The 24,460-nt window shown below is 70.0% G+C and carries 23 protein-coding genes; 13 read left to right on the top strand and 10 right to left on the bottom strand.

All coding sequences use genetic code 11. The features are described from left to right. Nucleotides 1-31: 31 nt before the first annotated feature. The gene (locus A6048_RS10345) at nt 32-910 is read right to left on the bottom strand and encodes an oxygenase MpaB family protein (protein WP_107749150.1); all 879 of its coding nucleotides are present in this window, start codon (nt 908-910) and stop codon (nt 32-34) included. A 79-nt stretch (nt 911-989) separates the two neighbouring features. Between A6048_RS10345 and A6048_RS10340 the strand changes: the two genes are divergently transcribed. Beyond that, on the top strand, nt 990-1,727 hold the full coding sequence (locus A6048_RS10340) for a CPBP family intramembrane glutamic endopeptidase (RefSeq protein ID WP_107749074.1): 738 nt from the start codon (nt 990-992) through the stop codon (nt 1,725-1,727). Here A6048_RS10340 and A6048_RS10335 read toward each other — a convergent pair. Continuing rightward, complete coding sequence (locus A6048_RS10335; protein ID WP_235027455.1) at nt 1,702-2,952, bottom strand: multidrug effflux MFS transporter; 1,251 nt, start codon at nt 2,950-2,952, stop codon at nt 1,702-1,704. The two genes, A6048_RS10340 and A6048_RS10335, sit on opposite strands and share 26 nt — an antisense overlap. Nucleotides 2,953-3,068: 116 nt before the next feature. Further along, a complete protein-coding gene (locus A6048_RS10330; RefSeq protein WP_107749073.1) occupies nt 3,069-3,578 on the bottom strand; it encodes an LGFP repeat-containing protein in 510 nt (169 codons plus the stop codon). A 136-nt stretch (nt 3,579-3,714) separates the two neighbouring features. On the opposite strand from A6048_RS10330, the gene A6048_RS10325 reads away from it, so the two are divergent. Beyond that, nucleotides 3,715-4,194, top strand: a complete 480-nt coding sequence (locus A6048_RS10325; RefSeq protein ID WP_107749072.1) for a VOC family protein — start codon at nt 3,715-3,717, stop codon at nt 4,192-4,194. A gap of 34 nt (nt 4,195-4,228) precedes the next feature. Here A6048_RS10325 and A6048_RS10320 read toward each other — a convergent pair whose 3' ends face one another. Continuing rightward, entirely contained in the window at nt 4,229-5,926 is a 1,698-nt protein-coding gene (locus A6048_RS10320; RefSeq protein WP_107749071.1) for a fumarate hydratase, read from the bottom strand. A 52-nt stretch (nt 5,927-5,978) separates the two neighbouring features. After that, a complete protein-coding gene (locus A6048_RS10315) occupies nt 5,979-6,557 on the bottom strand; it encodes a protein-L-isoaspartate O-methyltransferase family protein (protein ID WP_107749070.1) in 579 nt (192 codons plus the stop codon). A 307-nt stretch (nt 6,558-6,864) separates the two neighbouring features. Between A6048_RS10315 and A6048_RS10310 the strand changes: the two genes are divergently transcribed. The 7 genes from A6048_RS10310 (at nt 6,865) to A6048_RS10280 (ending at nt 14,114) form a co-directional block, all read left to right on the top strand. After that, nucleotides 6,865-7,776: a siderophore ABC transporter substrate-binding protein gene (locus tag A6048_RS10310; RefSeq protein ID WP_107749069.1), complete on the top strand. Its 912-nt coding sequence runs from the start codon at nt 6,865-6,867 to the stop codon at nt 7,774-7,776. Between the two features lie 19 nt (nt 7,777-7,795). Further along, nucleotides 7,796-8,818, top strand: coding sequence for an ABC transporter permease (locus tag A6048_RS10305; RefSeq protein ID WP_211310047.1), 1,023 nt, complete (start codon nt 7,796-7,798; stop codon nt 8,816-8,818). Further along, on the top strand, nt 8,811-9,860 hold the full coding sequence (locus tag A6048_RS10300; protein WP_107749068.1) for an iron chelate uptake ABC transporter family permease subunit: 1,050 nt from the start codon (nt 8,811-8,813) through the stop codon (nt 9,858-9,860). Before A6048_RS10305 ends, A6048_RS10300 begins: the two co-directional genes overlap by 8 nt. Before the next feature lie 15 nt (nt 9,861-9,875). Then, entirely contained in the window at nt 9,876-10,757 is an 882-nt protein-coding gene (locus tag A6048_RS10295; protein ID WP_107749067.1) for an iron ABC transporter ATP-binding protein, read from the top strand. Nucleotides 10,758-10,861: 104 nt separating this feature from the next. Beyond that, nucleotides 10,862-11,848: an LLM class F420-dependent oxidoreductase gene (locus tag A6048_RS10290; protein WP_107749066.1), complete on the top strand. Its 987-nt coding sequence runs from the start codon at nt 10,862-10,864 to the stop codon at nt 11,846-11,848. 55 nt (nt 11,849-11,903) lie between these two features. Then, a complete protein-coding gene (locus A6048_RS10285; RefSeq protein WP_107749065.1) occupies nt 11,904-13,196 on the top strand; it encodes an acetyl-CoA hydrolase/transferase family protein in 1,293 nt (430 codons plus the stop codon). 138 nt (nt 13,197-13,334) lie between these two features. Continuing rightward, a complete protein-coding gene (locus A6048_RS10280; RefSeq protein ID WP_107749064.1) occupies nt 13,335-14,114 on the top strand; it encodes a hypothetical protein in 780 nt (259 codons plus the stop codon). A gap of 74 nt (nt 14,115-14,188) precedes the next feature. Here A6048_RS10280 and aqpZ read toward each other — a convergent pair whose 3' ends face one another. The 3 genes from aqpZ to A6048_RS10265 all read right to left on the bottom strand — a co-directional run bounded on the left by aqpZ (nt 14,189) and on the right by A6048_RS10265 (nt 16,520). After that, a complete protein-coding gene (aqpZ, locus tag A6048_RS10275) occupies nt 14,189-14,983 on the bottom strand; it encodes an aquaporin Z (RefSeq protein ID WP_107749147.1) in 795 nt (264 codons plus the stop codon). A gap of 149 nt (nt 14,984-15,132) precedes the next feature. Further along, nucleotides 15,133-15,861 carry an SIR2 family NAD-dependent protein deacylase gene (locus A6048_RS10270; protein ID WP_107749146.1) on the bottom strand — a complete coding sequence of 243 codons (729 nt, stop codon included), beginning with the start codon at nt 15,859-15,861 and terminating at the stop codon, nt 15,133-15,135. A gap of 38 nt (nt 15,862-15,899) precedes the next feature. Further along, the gene (locus tag A6048_RS10265) at nt 15,900-16,520 is read right to left on the bottom strand and encodes an Rv1157c family protein (protein ID WP_235027504.1); all 621 of its coding nucleotides are present in this window, start codon (nt 16,518-16,520) and stop codon (nt 15,900-15,902) included. Nucleotides 16,521-16,932: 412 nt separating this feature from the next. On the opposite strand from A6048_RS10265, the gene typA reads away from it, so the two are divergent. Genes typA through A6048_RS10245 form a run of 4 tightly spaced genes read left to right on the top strand, consistent with a single transcriptional unit; the run spans nt 16,933 to nt 21,993 of the window. Further along, nucleotides 16,933-18,855: a translational GTPase TypA gene (typA, locus tag A6048_RS10260; protein ID WP_107749062.1), complete on the top strand. Its 1,923-nt coding sequence runs from the start codon at nt 16,933-16,935 to the stop codon at nt 18,853-18,855. 11 nt (nt 18,856-18,866) lie between these two features. Beyond that, nucleotides 18,867-20,702, top strand: coding sequence for an ABC transporter family substrate-binding protein (locus A6048_RS10255; RefSeq protein WP_107749061.1), 1,836 nt, complete (start codon nt 18,867-18,869; stop codon nt 20,700-20,702). After that, nucleotides 20,699-21,595: an N-acetyl-1-D-myo-inositol-2-amino-2-deoxy-alpha-D-glucopyranoside deacetylase gene (mshB, locus tag A6048_RS10250; RefSeq protein WP_107749060.1), complete on the top strand. Its 897-nt coding sequence runs from the start codon at nt 20,699-20,701 to the stop codon at nt 21,593-21,595. The genes A6048_RS10255 and mshB overlap by 4 nt, the downstream gene beginning before the upstream one ends. Continuing rightward, on the top strand, nt 21,592-21,993 hold the full coding sequence (locus tag A6048_RS10245) for a hypothetical protein (protein ID WP_107749059.1): 402 nt from the start codon (nt 21,592-21,594) through the stop codon (nt 21,991-21,993). The genes mshB and A6048_RS10245 overlap by 4 nt, the downstream gene beginning before the upstream one ends. Here A6048_RS10245 and A6048_RS10240 read toward each other — a convergent pair. Both A6048_RS10240 and A6048_RS10235 read right to left on the bottom strand, forming a co-directional pair. Next, nucleotides 21,964-23,739, bottom strand: coding sequence for a PH domain-containing protein (locus A6048_RS10240; protein WP_235027505.1), 1,776 nt, complete (start codon nt 23,737-23,739; stop codon nt 21,964-21,966). The two genes, A6048_RS10245 and A6048_RS10240, sit on opposite strands and share 30 nt — an antisense overlap. Continuing rightward, on the bottom strand, nt 23,736-24,380 hold the full coding sequence (locus tag A6048_RS10235) for a PH domain-containing protein (RefSeq protein ID WP_107749058.1): 645 nt from the start codon (nt 24,378-24,380) through the stop codon (nt 23,736-23,738). Before A6048_RS10235 ends, A6048_RS10240 begins: the two co-directional genes overlap by 4 nt. Between the last annotated feature and the right edge of the window lie 80 nt (nt 24,381-24,460).

Genomic DNA, 24,460 nt, shown 5'->3' with positions numbered 1-24,460 from the left:
TCAGCCCTCTGTGGTCTCAGTCCTCTGTGTCTCAGCCCTCCACCGCGTCGAGGACCCATCTGAGTGTCGACACCCCGGTCCGGCCGAGGTGCAGGGCCGCCGCGCGGGAACCGAAGGGTCCGTCGGGTAGACCGAGGGTCATGCGGGCCCAGGGGGGCAGCGCCGCGACGGCGCCCTCGCGGAGCATCGCGTAGGCGGGTTTGTCGGTCCATCCCACCGGCGGCTCGTTCAGCAGGAAGTGCCGGGCGTCGAGCGCGGCCGGCGAGGCCTCGAGCTCGGGTCGATACTCCTCCAGGGCGGCGTCGAGCTCTGCGACGGTCGTCGGCACCCGCTTCGCGCCCAGCATGATCCCGGTGCGCGACGCCTGTCGGACGTACTCGTCACGCCGTTCCGGCGACAGCGGCGTGCGCCCGTAGAGACGGTGGCACTCGAGGAAGCTCCAGATCTCGGCGACGTGCACCCACAGCAGCAGGTGCGGGTCCCGTGCGTCGTAGGGTCGGCCGCGATAGTCGGTGCCCACCACCGCCCGGTGCACGCCGTTGATCGCCCGGATGAGCTCCGAGGCGTCGGCGACGGTCCCGAACGTGGTCGTGGCGATGAACTGCGAGGTCCGCTGGAGTCTGCCCCAGGGGTCACCGCGATAGTCGCTGTGGTCGGCGACCCCGGCCATGGCCAGCGGGTGCAACGACTGCAGTAACAGGGCGGTCAGGCCGGCGGCGAACATCGAGGCGTCTCCGTGCACCGCGCAGATCGCGTCCCCGGGTGAGTTCCAGCGCTCGCCCTCGGAGTGCCAGATCTGCTGCCGCCGCTCGGCGGCGTCGTCACCGGCGATCCGCGAGCGCACCACCAGTCCGGCCCGGCGACGGGCGCCGGTCAGGGCTCGGGACGCCGTGGTCGTCATCACGGGCATGTAGGACACCACCTCGAGGGTCGGTCGTGACCGTCACCATACCCCCGGTACGGCCCGCGCGCCCGGTATCATCGAGCCGATGACGCCCCAGGTGACCGTTCGTTCCGACCGCACCCGGACCAGCGGGCTGGCGGGGGTCCTCGGGGTCCTGACCGCCCTGGCGGGGATCAACCTCGGCGCGACTCTCTCGGGCCTGCCCAACCGGGAGTGGATCGTCCCGCTGTCGGTCCTCGCACTGGTCGTGGTGGTCAGGGTGCGCGGGATGTGCTGGTCGGAACTGGGACTGTCGGTCCGCCACATGCCCCGCGGCCTGGCCTACGGGTTCGCCGCGACGGTCGCCGTGGCCGCAGTGGTGACCGCCGGTTGTCTGATCCCGGCCACCAGGCCGTTCTTCCTCTCCGAGCGCTATTCCGACCTGCGGATGGCGGTGTTCTCGGCGCTGGTACTGATCCCACTGATGACCGTGCTCCCCGAGGAGTTGGCCTTCCGGGGGATCCTTCAGGGTGCGACCGAGCGGGTGTTCGGCACCACCGGGGTGTTCGTTGTGGGCTCGCTGGCGTTCGGACTCTGGCACGTGACGTCCTCGCTGGGCCTCACGGCCGGCAACGCGGGCTTGGCGGACCTGTTCGGGACGGGCGCTGTCGGTCAGGTCGCGGGGATCGGGCTGGCGGTGGCGGCGACGTCCGCGGCCGGCGCCGGGTTCATCTGGTTCCGTCGACGCAGCCGCAGCCTGCTCGCGCCGATCGGATTGCACTGGGCGTTCAACGCCGTCGGCGCGCTCGCCGCAGCTCTCACGTGGCGCGCACTGGCCGGCTGAACACCGCCACCACCGCCACCACGACCAGGGCCGCGCAGCAACCCATCACCACGAGCATCGGTAGGGCGGAGTGTGGGCCGGCGAGGCCGGTCAGCGGCGAGACCAGGGCCGCCAGGCTGAACTGCGCCGCGCCGAGCAGCGCGGATCCGGATCCCGAGTGCCCCTGGGTGGCCTGCATGGACAGCGCCGCCGCGTTGGGCAGGATCAGCCCTATCGACAGGGTCAGCAGGAGCAATCCGGCGGTGACCGGTGCGAGTCCCAGGGTGCCGGCGGGGGAGAGGACCACGACGACGACGAGCACCGCTATCGCCGAGACCATGCCGGCGACCCCGGTGCGCATGACCTTCTCCGGTGCGAACCTGCCGACCAGGCGTGCCCCGGCCAGGTTTGAGGCCAGGATTCCCAGCGCGTTGACGGTGAACGCCACCGAGTACGCGGTGGGGGAGAGCCCGACCATGTCCTGGTAGATGAACGGGCTGGCGGAGATGTACGCGAAGAGCACGCCGAAGGTGAACACGAACGCGGACACCCGGGCCACGAACGGCCCGTGGGTGGCCACGACCCGCATGTCGGCCAGGGTCGACATGAACCCCCCGGTCCGGCGCGAGTCGGGGGGCAGGGTCTCGGGCACGGCCGCGATGACCCCGATCGCCGTGACCACCGACAGCCCGGCCAACAGCCAGAACACGCCCCGCCAACCGCCGAACGGGACCACGGCACCGCCGACGAGCGGGGCGATCACGGGTGCCACGGACTGGAGAGCCATGAGGGTCGCGAACGCCTTGGCGACACCGGCGCCGCGACCGACGTCCACCACGACGGCCTTGCTCAGGACGATCCCGGCGGCGCCGAAGAACCCCTGGGCGACCCGGCCCAGCACCAGTACCCAGATCGACGGGGCCAGCGCACACACCACGGCGGCGATCGCGGTCCCGACCGAACCCAGGATCAACAGGGTGCGCCTGCCCATGCGGTCCGAGAGGGGTCCTATCACGAGCTGACCCACGGCCAGCGACACCATGAACGCGGTCAGCGTGAGCTGGGCGACCGAGGCGGAGACCCCGAACTCGCCCACGATGAGTGGCAGTGCGGGCAGGTAGGTGTCGGTCGCGAACGGCCCGATGGCTCCGGCCAGGGCAAGGGCCATGAGCATGGTGGCGGGCACGGTGCCCAGCAGGGGGGACTGGGAATTCGGCGCCTCGGCGCGGGACGGGGTGGACTTCACGTGAGGACGATAGCCCCGCCGAGGTGGGACGCGCGATGCCCCGATAACCCGTTGTCACCCCCGTCCGGATCCGCGGGGATCGGGTGATCGAGGGCTGGTGAAGGGCGATTTCCCGGCTAGTTCGCCCGGACCTCAGCGACACCGTCGAGGTACGTGATGACCCCGCCCTCGAAGGTGGAGATCCATCCCCCGTCGGTGGTGGCCTCGTCCGCGGTGGGAAAGCCCAGTTCGCCCCCGGGCCCGCCCGCCTCCCGGTACGCCGTGAGGATCTCGCCCTGCACCACGAAGGCGCGCCCGGCAGGGGTGAGGACGATCGCCCCTCGGTCGAACTCGGTGATGGATCCGTCCTCTACGTCTGTTGCGGGACCGGTCGCGCGGCCCAACTCACCGGTCTCGCCGCCCAGGCCATTCCAGCGTTCGGCCACGGGGGCCGGGAGGTCGACCATGGAATCTGCTGGCCCGGGGACGGGGGTCGAGCTCGTGGTCGTGATCACCTCGGACGTGGTCGGTGACGACTCCGTCGTGCCGTCCGCATCCGACTCCCCGTCCGGCGAGCACGCGGAGAGTCCGGCGGTGGCGGCCGCCGCGACGGTGACGGCGGCGAGGGCTCGCGTGATCCTGTTCATGCCCGCCGATTCTAGTCGCGGGCCGGGGGACGCGACTTTCGTTGCGGGATCGCGACACGGCGGGTGTTCCGCGAGGCCGGCGGTGGGTGGACACTGGATCCGGGACACACCCGTCGGGGCGGGAGGAGGGGTCGTCATGTCGAGGTTCGTCACGTGTCTGTGGTTGAACGGGCAGGCGGAGGAGGCGGCGGAGTTCTACTGCTCGGTCTTCCCGAACTCCCGTGTCATCTCCGTCGACGAGTCGCCGGTCGACACCCCGGGGCCGAGAGCCGGCCAGGTCCTGACCGTGGAGTTCGAGCTCGACGGACGGGCTTTCCTCGCCCTCAACGGCGGACCCGGGGTCGAGTACACCGACGCGATCTCGTTGGAGATCCGATGCGCGGACCAGGCAGAGATCGACCACTACTGGGACGGCCTGCTGGCCGGTGGGGGTCGGGAGGTGCAGTGCGGCTGGCTGATCGACCGCTACGGGGTGCGGTGGCAGGTCGCACCGGAACTGCTGTACGAGCTGTGGCGCTCGGGGGACCAGGCAGCCACCGCGCGGGCCTTCACGGTGATGTTGGACATGGTCAGACTCGACGTCGCCGCGCTGGAGTCAGCCGCCCGGGGAGTCTGATCACAGTGCCTCCCCGGGCGGCCACCCACGTCGGTCACAAACCCGGGCGCTTGCCCACCGTCAGCGTGACCTCGCCGGTGTGGGCGAAGAAATCCTCGCCCTTGTCGTCGACCACGATGAACGCGGGGAAGTCCTCCACGTCGATCTTCCACACCGCCTCCATGCCGAGTTCCTCGTACTCGATCACCTCGACGTGCTTGATGCAGTCCTGGGCCAGTCGCGCGGCGGGGCCGCCGATCGAGCCCAGGTAGAAGCCGCCGTGGGTCGCGCAGGCGTCGGTGACCTGCTTGGAGCGGTTTCCCTTGGCCAGCATGACCATGGAACCGCCAGCGGCCTGGAACTGCTCGACGTAGGAGTCCATGCGGCCGGCGGTGGTGGGGCCGAACGAACCCGACGGCATGCCCTCGGGGGTCTTGGCGGGCCCGGCGTAGTAGACCGGGTGGTCCTTGAGGTACTGCGGCATCTCCTCGCCGGCGTCGAGCCGCTCCTTGATCTTGGAGTGGGCGATGTCGCGGGCCACCACCAGCGGACCGGTGAGGGACAGGCGGGTCTTGACCGGGTGCTTGCTCAGTTCGGCGAGGATCTCCGGCATGGGCTTGTTGAGGTCGACCCTCACGGCCGCGCCCTTGCCCGTCCCGGACACGCCATGTGTCGCGGCGTCCAGCTCGGAATCGGTGGTGGCGGGCAGGAACCGGCCGGGGTCGAACTCGAGCTGCTCGAGGAACACGCCCTCCGGGGTGATCTTGGCCTTTGCCTGGCGGTCGGCGCTACAGGAGACGGCGATCGCCACGGGGAGCGAGGCCCCGTGGCGGGGGAGCCGCACCACGCGGACGTCGTGGCAGAAGTACTTGCCGCCGAACTGCGCGCCGATCCCGATCTGCTGGGTCAGCTCGAAGACCTTCTCCTCCAGCTCCACGTCGCGGAATCCGCGGCCCGACATGGCGCCCTCGCGGGGCAGTTCGTCCAGGTAGTGCGCCGAGGCGAGCTTGGCCGTCTTGACCGCGAACTCGGCGGAGGTACCACCCACCACGATCGCCAGGTGATACGGCGGGCAGGCGGCGGTCCCGATCGAGCGGATCTTCTCCTCGATGAACTGCATCATCCGCTCGGGATTGAGGATCGCCTTGGTCTCCTGGTACAGGAACGACTTGTTGGCCGAGCCGCCGCCCTTGGCCATGAAGAGGAACTTGTAGCTGTTCTCGTGGCCGGGAGTGGTGTCGGCACCGATCTCGATCTGAGCCGGGAGGTTGTTGCCGGTGTTCCGCTCGTCCCACATGGTGATGGGGGCGTTCTGCGAGTAGCGCAGGTTGAGGCGGGTGAACGCGTCGTAGACACCCCGGGCGACGGCCTGCTCGTCGGGCCCGGGAGTGAGGACGTGCTGGCCGCGCTCGCCCTTCACGATCGCAGTGCCCGTGTCCTGGCACATCGGCAGCACGCCACCGGCGGCGATGTTGGCGTTCTTGAGCAGGTCCAGTGCCACGAACTTGTCGTTGTCGCTGGCCTCGAGGTCGTCGAGGATCTTGGCCACCTGGGCCAGATGGTCCGGGCGCAGGTAGTGGGAGATGTCGTGCATGGCCGTCTCGGTGAGCAGCCGGATCGCCTCGGGGTCCACGCGGAGGAAGGTCGTGCCGTCCGGGCCTTCGACCGTGGAGACACCCTCGGTGGTCAGGAGGCGGTACTCGGTGGTGTCCGCACCGACCGGGAGGAGATCCTCATAGACGAACTCGGGCATTGACGCTCCTGGATCTGAGAGGCGGGTAACACTTCCGTCCAGGATAATCGCCTTATTGCGCAGGTCGGAATCGGGTGTGTAGTAAAGGGACGAAGCGGTATCCACCGTGGTCGGTGACCTCGGGCTCCCCCCTGGTGAGCCGCACCCGGTGCATGACGTCCCGCCAGGGCGCGACCATCAAGCCGTCGGCGCCCAGCTGGTCGACGAGCTCCGACGGGAGGGCGTCGGCCATCGCCGAGACGAGGATCCGGTCGAAGGGGGCGAACTCCGGTAGGCCCAGTACGCCGGGCCGGGCCCGGTGCACCCGGACCCAGGGTTGGGTGATGGCCGCGCGTGACCGCTCGACAAGCTCCGGCACCAGCTCGACCGCGAACACCGCGGATTCCGGCCCACCCAGTTCGCCGAGGATCGCCGCTGTCCAGCCGCTGCCGGACCCCACGTCGAGGACCCGCATCCCGGGGAACGGCTCGAGGAGGGTCATCATGTCCGCGACGGTGGAGGGCTGGGAGTTGGTCTGCCCGAAGCCGATCGGCAGCGGCGCGTCGTGGCGGTGGTCGTCCGCGACCTCCGTCGGGAGGAACCGGCGACGCTCCTGGACGCGCATCGCCCTCCGGACCTCTGCGGTGGGCATACCGGGCCTCCTTCACGCCGGGCCTTCTCGCCGCGGGGCCCTGCTGTCACCGGGACGAGTCGCACAGGACGCACGTGACCCCGGGCGCACCGGACCGGGCCGACGATGCCGCGATCGTACCCCCGCCCGGGACCCGTGGCCATGCGCGCAGCACGGTCGCCACGGCGCTGACAGCCACACGGTCGCCACGGCGCTGACAGTCAAAGGTCCTGAGGCAAGCCACACCTTAGTTTTGCCCTGACGCCCCCAGGGTGGTTAAGGTGAGCCTTACCTACTGATTACTACTGATTCAGCCCCTGGAGAGACAGTGAACCGATTCCCCAAGATCGTCGCCGCGGCCGCCGCCCTTGCTCTGACCGGCGGTGCGCTCACGGCCTGCGGCAGCTCGGACGCGCAGTCCGGTGGCGCCGAGGGTGAAGGCCCCACCCGGGTTGTCCTCACCAGCCATGCGGCCGCCGACACCCTCGACGAGCTGGATCTCGAGGACCGTGTGGTGGGCCTGCCCAAGACCGGGGTGTTCCCGGATGCGCTCGACACCTATGCGAGCGACGAGTATGCCGACGTCGGCAGCCTCAAGGAGCCGAAGATGGACGTCATCGCCGAGCTCGGCCCCGACCTCATCCTGTTCGGTGCCCGTACCGAGGCGATGGAGCCCGAGTTCGCCAAGATCTCCGACCAGGTGATCGCGGGTGATCCGGACACCTCCGACACGGTCGCCTCCAACCGCGCCAAGGTGGAGGAGATCGCCGCGCTGTTCGGCGTCCAGGACGAGGCGGCGGAGCAGCTCGACGAGATCGACGAGAAGGTGGCCGAGACCCGCGCCAAGGCCGAGAACGCCGGGACGGCACTGGTGCTGATGACCTCGGGAGGCAAGGTCACCGCCTACGGCCCCGGGACCCGTTTCGACATCATCTTCAACGAGCTCGGGATGGAGTCCGCCGGCGACGTCGCCGCCGAGGGCAGGCACGGTGCACCGCTGAGCTGGGAGCAGATCGCCGAGCTCGACCCCGAGCACGTGTTCGTGATCGACCGTGACGCGGCGATCGGAGCCGAGGGCGAGGCGGCCTCCGCGCTTCTGGACAACCCCCTGTTCAACCGGACCGCTGCCGCGGCCAATGACAATGTCCACATGCTCGACGGGCAGAACTGGTACCTCGTCGGTGGCGGCCTCGGTGTCCTGGACGCGATGATCGCCGAGATCGACTCGGCCGTCTCCTGACGCCCGGAGATATCCGGTCGTGACCACCACCGTGTTGGAGAGCCGGCCACGGCAGCGCATGCCGTGGCCGGCTCTCGGCGTGGCCGCACTCGTGGTGGCGCTGTTCGCCAGCGTCTTCGTCGGAGCGGCCGACATCACGGTGTGGGATGTACTGACCGGTGGCCTCTCCGAGGCACACCGCGTCTACCTGGTCGAGGCCCGCCTGCCCCGGACCGCGGCGGCGGCGCTCGCCGGGGCCTCCCTGGCGATCGCGGGTCTGTTGATGCAGTTGCTGACCCGGAACCGCTTCGTCGAGCCCTCGACGGCCGGAACGGTCGAGTCCGCCGGACTGGGCCTCGTCGTGGTGGCGATCCTCGCGCCGGGCGCGCCGATCGTCATCAAGATGATCGTCGCCATGGTGTTCGCCCTCGCCGGCACCGCGCTGTTCCTCGCGTGCATCCGGCGGGTCGCGGTCTCCGACTCCTTCATCGTGCCGCTCATCGGGATCATGCTCGGGTCCGTCGTGGGGGCCGTGGCGGCATTCCTCGCCCTGTCCCGCGACCTGCTGCAGATGCTCAACGCCTGGATGCTCGCCGACTTCTCCGCGGTCCTCGCCGGGCGGTACGAACTGCTCTGGTTGGTCGCCGTCCTGGGAGTACTCGCCTACGTCACGGCGGACAGGTTCACCGTGGCCGGGTTGGGGGAGGACGTGGCCACCGGTCTCGGTCTGGATCACCGCACGGTCGTCGCACTGGGCATGTCCATCGTGGCCGCCGTCGCGGCCGTCGTCGTCGTCACCGTGGGTGCCCTCCCGCTGCTCGGACTCGTGGTTCCCAACGTCGTCTCCAGGCTCGTCGGCGACGACGCGCGACGCGGTCTCCCGCTCGTGGCTCTCCTGGGTGCGGTCACCGTACTCGTCTGCGACATGGTCGGACGGTCTCTGCCGGGACTCCTCGCCGGCGGATCCGCCGGCGCGGGGGAGATCCCCGTGGGAACCCTGGTGGGGATCATCGGCGGGGCGGTGTTCCTGGCGATGATGCTCCGGGGGGTGCGCAATGGCTGAGGCCTCGATTCTCGTCACCCCGCCGGACAGGTTCTCGGGCATCCGGACCCGGGCGGAGTCCGACCGCAGACGCCGCCGGCTGGTGGCGATCGTGTGCGCTGCCGTGGCGGTCGCGACGCTGGCCGCACTGGTCCTGACGGGCCTCCCGGAGACCGTCGGTTCCAGGGCGTGGCACTACTCGCTGGACCGGTTGACCCGCCATGCCGTGGCGATCGTCCTGGTGGCCATGGCCGTGGGCGTGTCGACGGTGTTGTTCCAGACCGTCACCGGGAACCGGATCCTCACCCCGGCGCTCATGGGCTTCGACTCGCTGTATCTGCTCATCCAGACGATGTTCGTGTTCTTCATGGTCCCGCGACCCGAGGCGATCGCCGGCGGCCTGATCAGCGGCGGCCTCTCCGGATTCCTGGGGCAGACCGCGCTCATGGTGGTGGCCTCGACCGCGCTCTACCTCTGGCTGCTCGGTGGACGCCGGACCGACATCCACCTGCTGCTGCTGGTCGGCGTGGTGTTCGGGGTGTTCTTCCGGTCGATCTCCTCGTTCTTCCAGCGACTCCTCGACCCGGCCGCCTACCTCCAGGTCCAGGACGCCATGTTCGCCAGCTTCCGCGGAGTTCAACTGGACGTCCTCGTCGCGTGCGGACTCATCGTGGCCGCCGGTCTGGTCGTGGTCGCGGCGCTCGGTCGCAGGCTGGACGTGATGCTGCTGGGCCGTGACCCGGCGGTCGCCCTGGGCGTGAACCACCGCCGGGTGACGATCGTGGTCCTCGTGGTGGTCTCCTTCCTGGTCTCCGCCTCCACGGCCCTGATCGGCCCGGTGATGTTCTTCGGGCTCATCGTCGCGAACGCCGCCTATGCCCTCCTGGGAACCACCCTCCACCGCTTCACCCTGCCCGTCGCCTCGCTCCTCGGCGTGATCGCCCTGGCCGGTGGGGAGATGGTGCTCGGCGCCCTCGGCGTGGAGTCGGCGCTGAGCATCGTCATCGAGTTCGTCGGTGGCCTGCTGTTCTTGTTCCTGCTCCTGACCAACCGCGCACGCTGACGAAAGAGGCACATCATGTCCCTTCTCCCGTTCCGCCGCCGTGGCGACCGAGCCAGTGCGCCCCGGTGGTCTACGGAGGGGTCGACCGAGTGCGGTATCGAGGCCAGCGCGGTGTGTTCGTCATACGGGGACACGCAGGTCCTCCACGACGTCACGGCGTGCTTCGCCCAGGGCGGCGTCACCTCGCTGATCGGTCCCAACGGCGCCGGGAAGTCGACGTTGCTGGGGGTCATGAGCCGGCTCCAGGACGCCGAGTCGGGACACGTCCTCGTCGACGGGGTCGACGTGTCCGCCAACGGTGGGCGTGAGCTGGCCCGGCGTCTCGCGGTTCTGCGTCAGGAGAACGCGGTGTCCATCCGCCTCACGGTCCGCGAGCTCGTGGCCTTCGGCAGGTTCCCGCACAACGGGGGGCGGCCCACCCCGGGGGACGCCGAGCACGTCGAGTACGCCCTGACGGCGATGGAACTGGAGGGTTTCGCCGACAGGTACCTGGATGAGCTCTCCGGCGGTCAGCGCCAGCGCGCGCACATCGCCATGGTCCTCGCGCAGGACACGGACTACGTCCTGCTCGACGAGCCGCTCAACAACCTCGATCTGCGCCACGCCACCTCGATCATGCGGTTGTTGCGCAGGACCGCCGCGGAGCGGAACAAGACCATCGTGCTGGTGATCCACGACATCAACATCGCCGCCGCCTATTCCGACCGGATCATCGCCATGAAGGACGGTGTGATCGTGGCCGACGGCACCCCGGCGCAGATCATGCGCACCGAGGTCCTGCGGCTGGTGTATGACATGGACATGCAGGTCGCCGAGGTCGCGGGTCGATACGTGGCGCTGTACTTCGACGGCGAGGACGAGTCCGAGGACCGTAGCGCGGTCCTCTCCACCGCCTGACCCGGTACGGAACGGACCCGCGCGGTGGTCGCCCGAGGACCCCGGGCTCTCCGGCAGCAGGTGACAGGCTCTCCCACGGTGCCCGCCGGCGCTAGTGTCGGGTCATGCGCTTCGGACTCTTCCTGCCCCAGGGATGGCGACTCGATCTGGTCGACGTCCCTCCCGCCCACCACTGGTCGGTCATCTCCGACCTGGCCACCCGCGCCGACGCGGGCCGGTGGGAGTCGCTGTGGGTGTACGACCACATGCACACCGCCCCACTGACCACCGGGGAAGCCACGCACGAGGCGTGGAGTCTGATGTCCGCCCTCGGCGCGGTGACCTCCCGCGTCCGTCTGGGCCAGATGTGTACGTGCCTGGGATACCGGAACCCCGCACTGCTGGCGAAGATGGCCTCGACCGTCGACCACATCTCCGGCGGACGTGTCGAGATGGGGATCGGCGCCGGCTGGTACGAGCACGAGTGGCGGGCCTACGGTTACGGGTTCCCCTCCGCCGGTGAGCGGATCGCGATGCTCGACGAAGGGGTGCGAATCATGCTGGAGGCGTGGGCCGACGGCATCGTGTCGCTCGACGGCGAGCACTTCCGGATCGACGGCGCCATCGTGCAGCCCCGCCCACTGCAGGACGGCGGCATCCCGATGTGGATCGCCGGCGGCGGGGAACGCAAGACCCTCAGGATCGCCGCCCGCCACGCCGACTACACCAACTTCGACGGCAGCCCCGAGGGGTTCGCCCACAAATCGGAGGTCCTCCTGGGGCACTGCGCCGACGTGGGCCGGGACCCGTCCGAGATCACCCGCACCGCCAACTACAACGTGGCGGTGGGGGAGACGGAGAAGGACGTGACCGACAGGCTGGCTTTCCTCCGCGACAGGATGGCCCGCCACGTCGGGGCCGACGAGGCGGAGCGGCAGCTCGGCGCGTACCGGGACCTGCCCGCGGTGGGTACGCCCGAGCAGATCGTGGAGAAGCTCCGCGGCCTCGAGGGCCTGGGGATGACGTACGGCGTCTTCTACTTCCCCGAGATCGCCACCGACACCTCGGGACTCGAGCTCTTCGAGCGTGAGGTCATCCCGGCCCTGTCGTGACCCGCCTGCCCGGCGGAGATCCCGCACCATCCCCGACCACTGGAGAGCGACCGCGATGAAGGACATCCACTACGAGGAGCTACCCGCCGAGGCGGTACTCGATCACGTCACCCCGGGGATGCACATCGTCTCGCCTATCCAGAACGCCGCGCCCCCGGCGCTGCTGCGTGCACTGGACGCGGGCGCCGAGGGGTTCACCGGCGTCACGATCCACCACATGGATCCCTGGGAGTCGCTGCCGTTCATGGAGGGCGCCTACCCGGGCAGGCTCCGCCACGTGGACTACTTCCTCGGCCCCGGTTCGCGGAAGAACTTCCACGAGGGCAGGTGCGACCTCGTCCCGGTGGACTTCGCGCAGGTCCCGGCGACCCTTCGTGAGTTCACCCCACCCGGTCTCGCCGTCACCACGGTCTCCGAGATCGACGAGCACGGGTTCTTCTCCATGGGCACCAACGCCGACTACGTGGCGTCCTTCATCGGGCAGGTGCCGTTCTTCGTCGAGGTCAACGCCAACATGCCGCGGACCTTCGGCCGCAACCACATCCACATCTCCCAGGTCGTGGGCGTGACGCGCAACGACGTCCCGATGATCACCATCGAGCCCCCGGTGCCCGGAGATATCGAGAACGCGATCGCGGACGTCATCGCCGAGCGGGTGCCGGACGGCGCCTGCCTGCAACTGGGCGTCGGCAAACTACCCAACGCGGTCCTGTCGCGGCTGACCGGGCACGAGAACCTGGGGATCCACACCGAGGCACTGTCGGACGGGGTGATGGACCTCGTCGACGCCGGCGTCATCGACGGTTCGCGGAAGACCGGCAGGCCGTTCAAGCACGTCACCACCTTCGCGGTGGGGTCGCAGAAGCTCATGGACTGGCTGCACAACAACCCGTCGGTCGCCATGCTCCCGGTGGACATCGTCAACGATCCGCGGGTGATCGGACAGGAGCACAACCTCCACTCGATCAACGCCACGAGCGAGGTCGACCTCTACGGGCAGGCGGCGTCGGAGACGATCGGGGGGCGGTACTGGTCCGGGGCCGGTGGCCAGGCGGACTTCGCGAGGGGCTGCAGGTTCTCTCCCGGTGGCCACGGATTCATCGTCACGCCGTCCCAGACCTCCCGGGGCATCAGTCGCATCACGCTCTCGCTGACGCCCGGAAGTCCGGTCACCACCCACAAGAACATCATCGAGAGCGTCGTCACCGAGTACGGGATCGCCACGCTCAGGGGCCGGTCGGTGTCCGACCGGGCTGCCGCGCTCATCACGATCGCCCATCCGGATCACCGTGAACGGCTGAGTCGCGAGGCCCGCGAGGCCGGCCTGTTGCCGCGGAGCGCCCACTAGGACGAGGTCCACGACGGGCCCCCGATCGCCACGCTCGCGGCGTCCGCGCGGGCGGTGGCCGCGCGCCGACCGGTGGCAGGTGGTCTGGAGGGGGGTTACGTTTCCGATGAGATGTGACCCCTGAAATCGGAGGCAGTTATGGACCCCATCATCTGGATCATCATCGGGGTGGTCGCAGTGGTCTTGATCATCGCGCTTATCGCGTTGACCGTCAGGAACAACAACAGAAAGAAGCTCGGCGAGGCCGCAGAACTGCGCAAGGACGCCCGTGAGCGGGAGCAGCAGCTGGAACGTCAGCACTCCGTCGCTCGTGAACAGGAACATCGTGCGGGTGCCGCCGAGCAGGAGGCCAAGGCGAAGGCGGCCGAGGCCGATCGACTGCGGTCGGAGGCCGACCAGCACCGTTCGGTGGTCGACGAGCAGCGTCAGGACGTGCGCCGTATGGAGCAGCACGCCGACAAGCTCGATCCCAAGCACCGAGCCGATGCTCCCGGCCCGGCCGGGGACCGCGGCGGGGCCGCGGATGACTCCGCCCGCGTCGACGGGCGAGGCGGAGCTGCAGGGACCGGCGGTGTCGCCTCGTCCGGCGGTGCCACCACTGCCGGCGCCGGGGGACTGACAGGGGGCACGACCGGTGACGCCGGTGGTCGGCATTCCAGGTCCGACGAGGGCTCCGGGGTCGGGACCGACGAGACCCACGGTATCCACGGGACCCACGGGACCCACGAGACCGGTGCGGCCACCGCGGGCGACCGCGGGTCAGTGACCGATGACCGCGGGGTCGGCGATCGAGCCGTCGGCGATCACCAGACCGGGCGTCACCCGGAGGGCGCCGATCAGGCCGCCCACCCGCAGGAGGAACCGGGCATCGTGGACAAGGTGTTGGGCCGGACCCACCGCGACGAGCCGAGGCGCTGACCGCGGAACGTCGGAGTGACGGCAGGGCCCGTGGGAGATGATCCCGCGGGCCCTTCGCCGTGTACCCCGGGTCGTCAGACCGCGGTGCCCGGCGTGACCCGCTCGACCTTCACCCGCTCGCCGAACAGGGGACCGTACAGAGAGCCCGCGATCAGGGCGCCGAGGATCGGGGCCAACCAGAAGAGCCACAGCTGGCCGACGGCGCCGTCGCCGTTGAAGAACGCCACGGCGGTCGAGCGGGCCGGGTTCACGGAGGTGTTGGTGATCGGGATCGAGATGAGGTGGATCAGCGTCAGTGTGAGACCGATCGCCGCGGGGGCGAAGCCGACCGGGGCCCGGCGATCCGTGGCACCGAGGATCACCCAGACGAAGATCGCGGTCAGGACGACCTCGATGATCAGGGCCGAGACCAACCCGTATCCGTCCGGTGAATTGGCACCGTAGCCGTTCGCGGCCATGTGTCCGGTGGCCTCGAACCCGTCCTTGCCGGTGGCCACCACCAGGATCAGCGCCCCCGCGAGCAGACCGCCGACGACCTGACTGACGATGTACACGGGGGCCTTGGCCCAGGGGAGGCGGCCGGAGATCGCGGCGCCGACGGTCACGGCCGGGTTGAAGTGCCCGCCCGAGATGTGGCCGAACGCGTATACGCCGGTCAGGACGGTCAGGCCGAAGGCCAGGGAGACACCGAGGTAACCGACGCCCACGGGGACGTCTCCGGTGTCGGCGGTGGCGACCTGAACGGCGGCGAACACCGCCGTTCCACACCCTCCGAGGACCAGCCAGAAGGTGCCGATCAACTCGGCTGCGATCACCGCCGTGCCGGACGGGGTGGTGGGGGACGGGGTGGTGGGAGACGAGTCGGACATGAGCTGACCTCCGGTGGTGTACTCCCCGTGCGCAGGGGAGGCGGGAACGCCGCGGTGGCGGTCCTCGCTGCGCACACGCTAGCGCGGCCGTCGGTCTGCCGCGCCGAATCCGTGACCTCGGACGCGGCCCCGGCGCGGTGGGTCCGCGGTCAGCGCGCCAGGAGCATCGGGAGTGCCTCTCCGGCGGTGGCCCGGAGGTGGACGGCCGCCTCTCGTCCGAGGCCGGACGGGCCGGGGTTGACCTCGACCACCGGGATGCCGTTGTCGGCGGCGATGCCGGGGAGCGACGCGGCGGGATGGACCAGGCCGGAGGTCCCGACGACGAGGACCGCGGAGGCGGCGGAGATCGCGGATACCGCGGCGTCCCAGGGCTGTTGCGGGAGCATCTCCCCGAACCAGACCACTCCCGGTCTGGCCCGTCCCTCACACCGGGGGCACCCGGGCGGGGCGAGCCGACCCACGGGCCCGGTCGGCGCGGGCCCCGCCGCGATCGGCGTCCCACACCGGTCACACCGGTGGGCGAAGAGGCTGCCGTGGAGGTGGTGGACCTCGTCGGACCCGGCCCGTTCGTGGAGGTCGTCCACGTTCTGCGTCACCACCGTCACACTGCGGTCCCCGGCGGCCCGGGCGATCGCGCGGTGGCCCGCATTGGGCTCGGCGGCCCCGACGAGGTGCTCGCGCCAGCGGTACCAGGCCCATACGGTGTCCCGGTCACGGCTCCAGGCCTCCGGTGTGGCGAGGGCGGTGGGATCATAGCGTTCCCACAGCCCCGTCTGGGCGTCGCGGAAGGTGGGCACCCCGCTCTCGGCGCTCATACCGGCACCCGTGAGAACGACGAGAGGCCCGCCGCCGGCGAGGGCGAGACGGGCCTTGCTCATGTCGGGGTGGAGCCGGTCGGGCTCCACGCCGCCGGTGGTCACGGGACGAACGCGCTGCCCACCAGCGGGAGGGAGACACAGTTGGACGTCCCGCCACCGGCGAGGGTGGTGGTGACGCCGCCCTGCAGGAGCATCAGCACCTGGCCCTGACCGGTGTCGGCGACACCGTTGAGGGTTGCCGGACCGCCCTCGTTGATCCCGTTGTAGCTGAGCACTGTGGTGCCACGGCGACCGTTGTTGATGTTGAACCAGTCCACGGTCATGGGCTGTACCTGCTGGGGTGCGACGCCCTCGGTGCCCAGGGCGGTGAAGACGAAGCCGAGCTGGCCGCCCGGGATGCCGGGCAGGGGGAGGCCGGCGGGGCCCGGCACGGCGGTGGCCGCCCCGACGGCGGTCTGCTCACCGTCGATGCAGTTCTCCATGATCGTCGGGTAGGCGAACTGGGCGATCACCGGACCGTTCTCGGGTATCGGCGTGCCGGGCTCGCCGGAACCGCGGAAGAAGCCGACGAGGCGCGCGATGGTGCCCCGGCTCTCCTCGGGGATCCACTGCTGCTCGGAGAGGTTCTCGATGGCCTGCAACACGGGCTCGGTCGGCCGACCCAACTCGTCCAGTGACTGGGCACTCGCGGAGGCGGGCACCGCCAGTGACACGGCCACGGCGGCGACGGCACCGAGGCCAAGGGTCCTGAAAGAGTTCCTGAGCGAGTGGCGGGTCACTGGCGAGTCCATTCTTCGGATGAGGCGGACGGACCGGTCGGCGGGCCGACCAATCGACCGTTCGATGCTCTCACAACGTCCACAGGTGTGGATACCGGAGGCCCTGTTGCTGTGGCTTCTGGGGCCAGTGTGGCAGAGGATACTTGTGATGTAAATAACACCAGTCGTCGTGGGTGTGACATCGCGCGCTCGCGATGTCGACCTGGAGGCCGATGCAGGTAATGTGGACACGCACGCGCGCTCGACCGGACGCGCTTGTGGATCACGCGGGAGTACCGCAGATTCCCACCACGCGCCCGGCGGCCACTGAGTCGCCCGTGGCGCCGAAAGCCTCTGAGGGAGAACCCACCGTATGGCCCTGACCGAGTTCCGCAACGTCGCCATCGTCGCGCACGTCGACCATGGTAAGACGACACTCGTCGACGCGATGCTGCGCCAGTCCGGAGCGTTCGACGAACGCGCGGAGCTCGTGGACCGGGTCATGGACTCGGGTGACCTCGAGCGCGAGAAGGGCATCACGATCCTCGCCAAGAACACGTCGGTACGGCGTCTCGGCGCAGGGTCGGGCGGCGCCGACCTCGTCTTCAACATCATCGACACCCCCGGCCACGCCGACTTCGGCGGCGAGGTCGAGCGCGGCCTCAACATGGTCGACGGCGTCGTCCTGCTCATCGACTCCTCGGAGGGTCCGCTTCCGCAGACCCGGTTCGTCCTGCGCAAGGCGCTGGCGGCATCCCTGCCGGTCATCATCGTGGTCAACAAGACCGACCGTCCGGACGCCCGCATCGACGAGGTCGTCGAAGACGCCCAGGACCTCCTCATCGGTCTCGCCTCCGATCTCGAGGACCCGGACGCCCAGGCCGCGGCCGAGCGCGCGCTCGAGCTGCCCGTGGTGTTCGCCTCCGGGCGCGCAGGTAAGGCCTCGACCACCCAGCCCGCCAACGGCGAGGAACCGGCCGGCGAGAACCTGGACGAACTCTTCGCCCTCCTCTACGACGTGATCCCTGCCCCCCGCGGTGACGCCGACGCCCCGCTGCAGGCCCACGTGACCAACCTGGACGCGTCCAACTTCCTCGGCCGTATCGGTCTGGTCCGTATCCACAACGGCCGTCTCCGCAAGGGGCAGCAGGTGGCGTGGATCCACAACCTCCCGGACGGCGGTCAGGAGACCAAGTCCGTGCGGATCTCGGAACTCCTCGCGACCAAGGGCGTCGAGCGGATGCCCACCGAGGAGGCCGTCGCCGGCGACATCGTGGCGGTGGCCGGCATCAGCGACATCATGATCGGTGACACGCTCGCGGACCCGGAGAACCCGGTGGCGCTGCCCGCGATCACCGTCGACCAGCCGGCGATCTCGATGACCATCGGCGTCAACACCTCCCCGCTCGCCGGCCGCAACGGCGGTACCAAGCTCACCGCGCGGATGGTCAAGGCGCGTCTCGACCAGGAGCTCGTGGGCAACGTCTCGCTCAAGGTCCTCGACACCGAGCGCCCCGACGACTGGGAGGTGCAGGGCCGTGGCGAGATGGCGCTGTCCATCCTCGTCGAGACCATGCGCCGGGAGGGCTTCGAGCTCACCGTGGGCAAGCCGCAGGTCGTGACCCAGGTCATCGACGGCAAGGTCCACGAGCCGATGGAGCACATGACCATCGACGTGCCCGAGGAGTACCTCGGCGCGGTCACCCAGCTCATGGCGGCCCGCAAGGGGCGCATGGAGCAGATGGGCAACCACGGCTCGGGCTGGGTCCGGATGGAGTTCCGGGTGCCCGCCCGTGGGCTGATCGGCTTCCGCACGACCTTCATGACCGAGACGCGCGGCGCCGGGATCGCCAACTCCGAGTCGGCCGGCTACGAGCCCTGGGTCGGAGAGATCCGCTCGCGGCACACCGGTTCCCTGGTGGCCGACCGGGCCGGCAAGGCCACCGCGTTCGCGCTGCTCAGCCTGGCCGACCGCGGCGACTTCTTCATCGAGCCCACCTCCGAGGTGTACGAGGGCGTCGTCGTGGGCGAGAACCCGCGCTCCGAGGACATGGACGTCAACATCACCAAGGAGAAGAAGCTCACCAACATGCGTGCGGCCTCCTCCGACACGACCGAGACCCTGCAGAGGGCCCGCAACCTCACGCTGGAGGAGGCCATGGAGTTCTGTGCCGGCGACGAGTGCGTGGAGGTCGGACCGGAGGCGATCCGCGTGCGCAAGGTGCTGCTCACCGCGAACGAGCGGGCCAAGTCCCGGAGCAAGTCCAAGTCCCGCGAGCAGCAGTCGGTCAACTGACGAGGGCCCTGGTGACGACGAGGGGGGCGTCGGATCGCCGGCGCGGCACCGCCCTACTGGCCGCCGTGCTCGCTCTCGTCGTCGTCACCGGTTGTGTAGCCGACCCGCCCCCGCCCACGGTGGTGGGGGAGGAGCGATCCGACGGGGAGGCCGTCAGCCTGTCGGATGACGGTGTCCTCCTCGCCCTCGACCGGGTCGACCCGGGGTTCAACCCGCATCTCCTGGCCGACCAGGGGGTCGACACGGACCTGGTCGCCTCACTGCTGCTCCCGAGCGCGTTCGTCCCCGGACCCGGCGGAGACCTGGTGCTCAACCAGGACCTCCTGGTGTCCGCCGAACCCCTGTCGGGCGACCCGCGGACCATCCGGTACACGATCGATCCGCTCGCCCAGTGGACCGACGGGGTCCCGGTCGCGGCCGAGGACTTCGAGTATCTGTGGCAACAGATGACCACCCAGCCCGGCGTGGTCGACCCGGCCGGGTACGAGCAGATCGTGGAGGTCCGTTCCGGCGCCGGTGGCAAGGTCGTGGACGTGGTGTTCGACTCCCCGCCGGAGCAGTGGCGGACGTTGTTCGCCGACCTCCTGCCCGGACACATCCTCAAGAACGCCCCGGACGGATTCCAGGGCGCGATGGCCGGGCTCCCCGAGACGAGCGCCGGGCCGTTCATGATCCGCTTCGCTGACATCGGCCGGGGAGAGATCGAGTTCGTGCGCAACGACCGGTACTGGGCACGGACGCCGGAACTGGACCAGATCATAGTGCGGCGGGCGACCGGGGCCGGCCAGCTCGGGGCGGCGCTGCGCGGAGGGGCGGGATCACTCGCGATGGTCGCGGCGACCCCCTTGGCCGCGGATGTGGCGGCAACCGTCCCCGGTGTCCGCGCCGTGCCCGTGGACGACTCGGCCCAACTCGAACTGGGCTTCAACACCGTCGCTCCCGCGGTACGCGAGCCGGCGGTTCGGCGTGCCCTCGCCGCGGCGGTGGACCCCGAGGTGATCGGGCGGATCGTCACCGGGCAGGCGGACCCGACGGTCACGTCCTACCCGTTCCCGTCCGCGTCCGCCACCACCACGACGGGCGACCCGGACGCCGTGGCCAGCGCGCTCACCGGTGCGGGGTTCACCCGCACCGGGGCGCGGTGGGAGCGCGACGACACCCCGCTGAGCGTGACGCTCGGGGTGGAGGCCGAGGACGACCGGGCACTCACCGCCGCGTTCACCATCGCGGACCAGCTACGCGGCGCGGGCATCGGTGCCCGGGTCTGGGAGCTCGACGCGGTCGCCCTGTACGGCGACGCGCTCCCGCACGGTCTGGTGGACGCCGTGGTGGGGTGGCAGAGAGTCGACGGGCGCCCCGAGGTCGCGGCGGTGTCCCGGTTCGCCTGTGCCCCTGCCCGCACCACTAGCTCCGCCACCAGCCCCGCCACGAGCGGCCGCGCCGCGCCGACCCGCCCACTCACCACGGTCACTAGCCTCGTCCCGCCGGAACCCGACACGGGAACCACCACGACGGCGACCACTGATACGACCGCCCCCACCACCAGCGCGCCGCGCCGCACGATCGGGACCTCCTCCCCGGCACGGGCCAGCGGGGTCTCCGGGGTGTGCGACCCCGCTCTCGACCGTGCCCTCGGACTGGGCGACGCGACGGACGGCCCCGACCTCACCGCGGCGGGTGACCTGGTTGCCGAACAGGCACTCCGAATCCCGATAGTCAGACCGGGCCTGCTCCTCTCCGACGACGGCGTGGACGTGTCCGGTACACAGCCCGACGGGGTCGGCACCGCTCCGCCGGTGGTCGCCGACGTCTTCAACACCGTTCCCACCTGGAAGAGGACCGGATGACGCCGTTCGTCGCACCGCCCGCGGACGCCGGCGTCCGCGCCCTGTTCGTCCACGCCCACCCCGATGACGAGGCGATCACCACGGGAGGCACCATCGCCGCCCTCGTCACCGCTGGAGTGGACGTTCGGGTGGTGACGTGCACCCTCGGTGAGGAGGGAGAGGTCCTCGGTGAGGACTTAGCAGGACTGGTAGCCGACCGCGCCGATCAGCTCGGCGGCTACCGGATCGGCGAACTGGCGGTCTCACTGCGTGCGCTCGGGGTGGACCGGCCCCGCTTCCTCGGAGGCGCAGGCCGGTGGCGGGACTCCGGGATGTCCGGCACGTCGTCCGCGACGCATCCACGAGCGTTCGTGGCGTCGTCGCGCGCCGCGGTCGACGAAGTGGTGACGCTGCTCGATGACTGGCGGCCCCATCTCGTCGTCACCTACGATCCGCGCGGAGGTTACGGGCACCCGGATCACATCCGCGCCCACGAGGTCGTCCACACCGCGATCGACGATGCCGCACACCGGCCCCGTCGGGTGGCGTGGACGGTCACCGCGCGCTCGGACGTCTCGCGACGGCACCCGGCGCCGCCCGGACATCTCCGGCACGCCGGCGACTCCGAGCTGCCCTCGGTGCCGGACTCACGGCTCACCCACCGGGTTCCGCTCGACGACGCCACCTACGCGGCCAAGTTGGAGTCGCTGACCGGGCATGCGACCCAGCTCGAGTTGGTGCCCGGGGCGGACGCCGAACCGTGGTTCTTCGCCCTGACCAACGGAGTGCTCCAGCCGGTGTCGGAGGTCGAGTGGTACATCGCTCACGACCTCGTCGATTCCGACGGACCCTACGTCAAGTGCTCGCCCGGCACCGCCCATCTGCTCGACGGACTCGTGGGGGAGACGCTGTGACCGGCCGGACCGCGATGGTGCGCACCGCCTCCTCGATCGAACTGGGCGTGGCGTTGGTGATGCTCGCGGTGGGTGCCGCCACCAGTTGCGTGCTCGCGGTCGCGTGGCTGACCGTGTACGTCGGCCCGGTCCCGGCCCCGTTCACCATCCTCGCGGCAGGTGTGTGGTCGCTGTTCCTGGTGCGGGTGGCGTCCGCCTGGTCCGACCGCGCGATGGTGGCCGTGTTCCCGGCCCTGATCTGGATCCTCACCCTGGTGGCGCTCAACCTGGGCCCCGGCGGCGACATGCCGGTCCCGATCGGATTGCGGGGTCTGGCGCTGTTGGTGGTGGGCGGTCTCATCCCGCTGTGGGTCGCGACCCTGGGTCGATCACTGCGTCCGGACGCCCATCGAGGGTGAGGCCCGATCGTCGGGGTCCCCGTCGTGGTTCCAGACGTCCGTGATCCCCGGGGTCAGCGCCTCGGCCAGAGCCCACGCCTCGTCGGCGTCCATGTCCATGACCGAGTAGACACCGTTTCCGGCCGGGGTGGCCGCGGAGACGGTGGCCACCCCGGCGGAGCGCTGGAACACCGACTGGGTCACGGTCCAGCCGATGATCCCGTCCGCCTCCAGCACGATCCGCTTGGCGGTCCAGGAACCGCTCGAGCTCACCAGTGTGTCGGGCAGAAGCGCGTGGCCGAGCATCCTGATCCGGTCGACCGACAGTGCGAGGAAGAACACCAGAGCCGCGGGGATCGCCCATCGCACCCAGATGTCGGCCGAGGGCCCGGAGTCGATGCGGACCAGGACGATCAGGCCGGCCACGATCCAGAACGGCATGAGCCCGCGGGTGATGCGCCGACGGGCGGCCTTCCATGGGTGGCGCCTCAGCGGCACGGTGACAGGGGTCTCCTCACCGAGGATGCGGATGGCGACCCGTCGGACGTCCTTGATGGGTGCCTGCGGCAACAGGGTCGATGCGGTGGCACCCTTCTTGGTTCCCGTCATGATGGGCTCGAGCCGACCGCCACCCAGGAGCCGGAGGTACACGGGCAGCCGGATCTCGACCCCGCGGAGTCTGGCCTTGTCCAACGCCTGGTGCTTGCGGCGCAGGATGCCGTTCTGGACGTAGAGCAACTGGCCACGGTCGGTGAGCGCGTATTTTCCGTAGCGGATCGCGTACGTGATGATCGCCAGGACGCCGGCCACCATCCAGACGGCGATGGCCTCGCCCACCAACGTCCACGGCTGCCCCAGTGAGTCGAGCCACGAGACCGCGGCCTCGACCATCGCGAGGTCCATGATCCGGTCGTGCATGTCTCCCATCTGCCACGTGAGGAGCCACAGCGACAGGAGCACACCGAATCCGATGAAGGAGAACGGGGCGAACCGGGCCCACGTGATACGCCAGCGGGCGATGTCCTCGCCGTACTTGGAGCCCCACTGCTCCTCGTCCTCCTCGCTCAGAGTCGGGTCCAGGGCGCGGCGATGGGCCAGCAGTTCGTCGCGCAGCGGTTCGACCAGAGCGGTGTCGATCGCGTTGAGACGGAACCGTTCGGCGTCCGACTTCCCGGAGTCGGACCGGCCCGTACCCACCTCGACGATCGACACGCGCATGACCCGGTGGAAGAGGTCGGACTCGGTGTCCACGCTCCGGACGCGGTTCCGGGCGACGGTGACCACCTGCCGGCTGAAGAAACCCTTCTTGAGGATGATGTGGGTGCGCCCGACCTGGTAGCTGGTCGACAGCCAGCGCAACACTCCCGCGAGCACCACGAGCGAGATGATCGAGATCTCGAACCAGTAGTTGCTGCGGTTGGATCCCAGCCACAGCGAGATGAGGAAAAGCGGAAGCAGGCGGGTCAGGGAGCCGAGCGGGTCCACCAGCAGCATCCGCCAGGACAACCGCTCCCAGGGGGCCTCCGGGTCGATCTTCTCGGAGACGGGCTCCTCGTCGGCCCGGTCGGCCCGGTCGGCCCGGTCGGCCTCGTCGGACGTGTCGGCCTCACCGGCCCCGGTGGCCTCCGTTGCCGCTGATGCGTCCGCCGCTCCTGTGCCGTCGGTTGCCTCCGGTGCGCCCGCCGCTTCTGTGCTCTCCGTTCCCCCTGTTGTCTCCGTGGCCCCGGGGGCCTCTCCGCTCCCGCCGACCCGCACCGAGTCGGTCACGTCCCGTCCTCCGAGTCGAGGTGGGCGATCGCGATGAGGTGCTGCGCCAACGCCTCCGCGTCCGCCAGGGACAGGCCCCTGATCTCGACCGTGCCCTGCGCGGACGCGGTGGAGGCGTGGACCGTGGCCAGGCCGAACCACCGTTCGAACAGGTTGCGGGTGGTGTAGACGGTCTGCAGACGGACAAGCGGGGCGATCCGGAACTGGGTGGTCCACCAGCCCTTACGCGAGCACACCGCGGTGTCCGAGACGTCCCACCGGGCCACGACGTAGCGCCACCACGGCGCCACCACGATCGACATGAACGCGAACGGGACGGTCGCGGCCAGGGCGACCCAGTTCCAGAACCCCATCACGTTGTCGCCCCAGAAATACCAGGCCACCTGGAGTCCGGCGAGGATCGCCCACGACCAGATTCCCTCGATCACCCACAGCACCGGGGTGCGCTTCTCGATCCGGTGGCGCGGAGCCGTGACCAGCACCCGGTTGGAGGTCAGGAGGTCGCCGCCGGCGTCGGTTCCGCCGCCCTCGGCGGTCGTCGGGCTCGGCTCACGAAGGGAGTGGGCGCCACCGGCGCCTCGGGGTGGTGCGGACACCAGGAGATCTCCGTTGCTGCGCAGGGGACGGGCGGGATCGGACATGTAGCCAGACTAGTGCGCGGGTCCTTCACACACGCCCGTGACCACCCACGGAACACCGGACGCCCGCGCCGCGGCCGGTG

Source organism: Dietzia psychralcaliphila (assembly GCF_003096095.1).
GTDB classification, from domain to species: Bacteria; Actinomycetota; Actinomycetes; order Mycobacteriales; family Mycobacteriaceae; genus Dietzia; species Dietzia psychralcaliphila.
Note: the sequence above shows the minus strand (reverse complement) of the source record. Positions and strands in the feature narration are given on the sequence as shown.

What these genes read in the sequence shown, in the direction of transcription:
- typA (WP_107749062.1), top strand. Translation starts at nt 16,933, where the DNA reads ATGGCCCTGACCGAGTTCCGCAACGTCGCCATCGTCGCGCACGTCGAC.
- A6048_RS10270 (WP_107749146.1), bottom strand. Translation starts at nt 15,861, where the DNA reads ATGAGCAAGGCCCGTCTCGCCCTCGCCGGCGGCGGGCCTCTCGTCGTT.
- A6048_RS10280 (WP_107749064.1), top strand. Translation starts at nt 13,335, where the DNA reads ATGGACCCCATCATCTGGATCATCATCGGGGTGGTCGCAGTGGTCTTG.
- A6048_RS10320 (WP_107749071.1), bottom strand. Translation starts at nt 5,926, where the DNA reads ATGCCCGAGTTCGTCTATGAGGATCTCCTCCCGGTCGGTGCGGACACC.
- mshB (WP_107749060.1), top strand. Translation starts at nt 20,699, where the DNA reads ATGACGCCGTTCGTCGCACCGCCCGCGGACGCCGGCGTCCGCGCCCTG.
- A6048_RS10330 (WP_107749073.1), bottom strand. Translation starts at nt 3,578, where the DNA reads ATGAACAGGATCACGCGAGCCCTCGCCGCCGTCACCGTCGCGGCGGCC.
- A6048_RS10285 (WP_107749065.1), top strand. Translation starts at nt 11,904, where the DNA reads ATGAAGGACATCCACTACGAGGAGCTACCCGCCGAGGCGGTACTCGAT.
- A6048_RS10300 (WP_107749068.1), top strand. Translation starts at nt 8,811, where the DNA reads ATGGCTGAGGCCTCGATTCTCGTCACCCCGCCGGACAGGTTCTCGGGC.
- A6048_RS10290 (WP_107749066.1), top strand. Translation starts at nt 10,862, where the DNA reads ATGCGCTTCGGACTCTTCCTGCCCCAGGGATGGCGACTCGATCTGGTC.
- A6048_RS10340 (WP_107749074.1), top strand. Translation starts at nt 990, where the DNA reads ATGACGCCCCAGGTGACCGTTCGTTCCGACCGCACCCGGACCAGCGGG.
- A6048_RS10295 (WP_107749067.1), top strand. Translation starts at nt 9,876, where the DNA reads ATGTCCCTTCTCCCGTTCCGCCGCCGTGGCGACCGAGCCAGTGCGCCC.
- aqpZ (WP_107749147.1), bottom strand. Translation starts at nt 14,983, where the DNA reads ATGTCCGACTCGTCTCCCACCACCCCGTCCCCCACCACCCCGTCCGGC.
- A6048_RS10315 (WP_107749070.1), bottom strand. Translation starts at nt 6,557, where the DNA reads ATGCCCACCGCAGAGGTCCGGAGGGCGATGCGCGTCCAGGAGCGTCGC.
- A6048_RS10345 (WP_107749150.1), bottom strand. Translation starts at nt 910, where the DNA reads ATGCCCGTGATGACGACCACGGCGTCCCGAGCCCTGACCGGCGCCCGT.
- A6048_RS10325 (WP_107749072.1), top strand. Translation starts at nt 3,715, where the DNA reads ATGTCGAGGTTCGTCACGTGTCTGTGGTTGAACGGGCAGGCGGAGGAG.
- A6048_RS10235 (WP_107749058.1), bottom strand. Translation starts at nt 24,380, where the DNA reads ATGTCCGATCCCGCCCGTCCCCTGCGCAGCAACGGAGATCTCCTGGTG.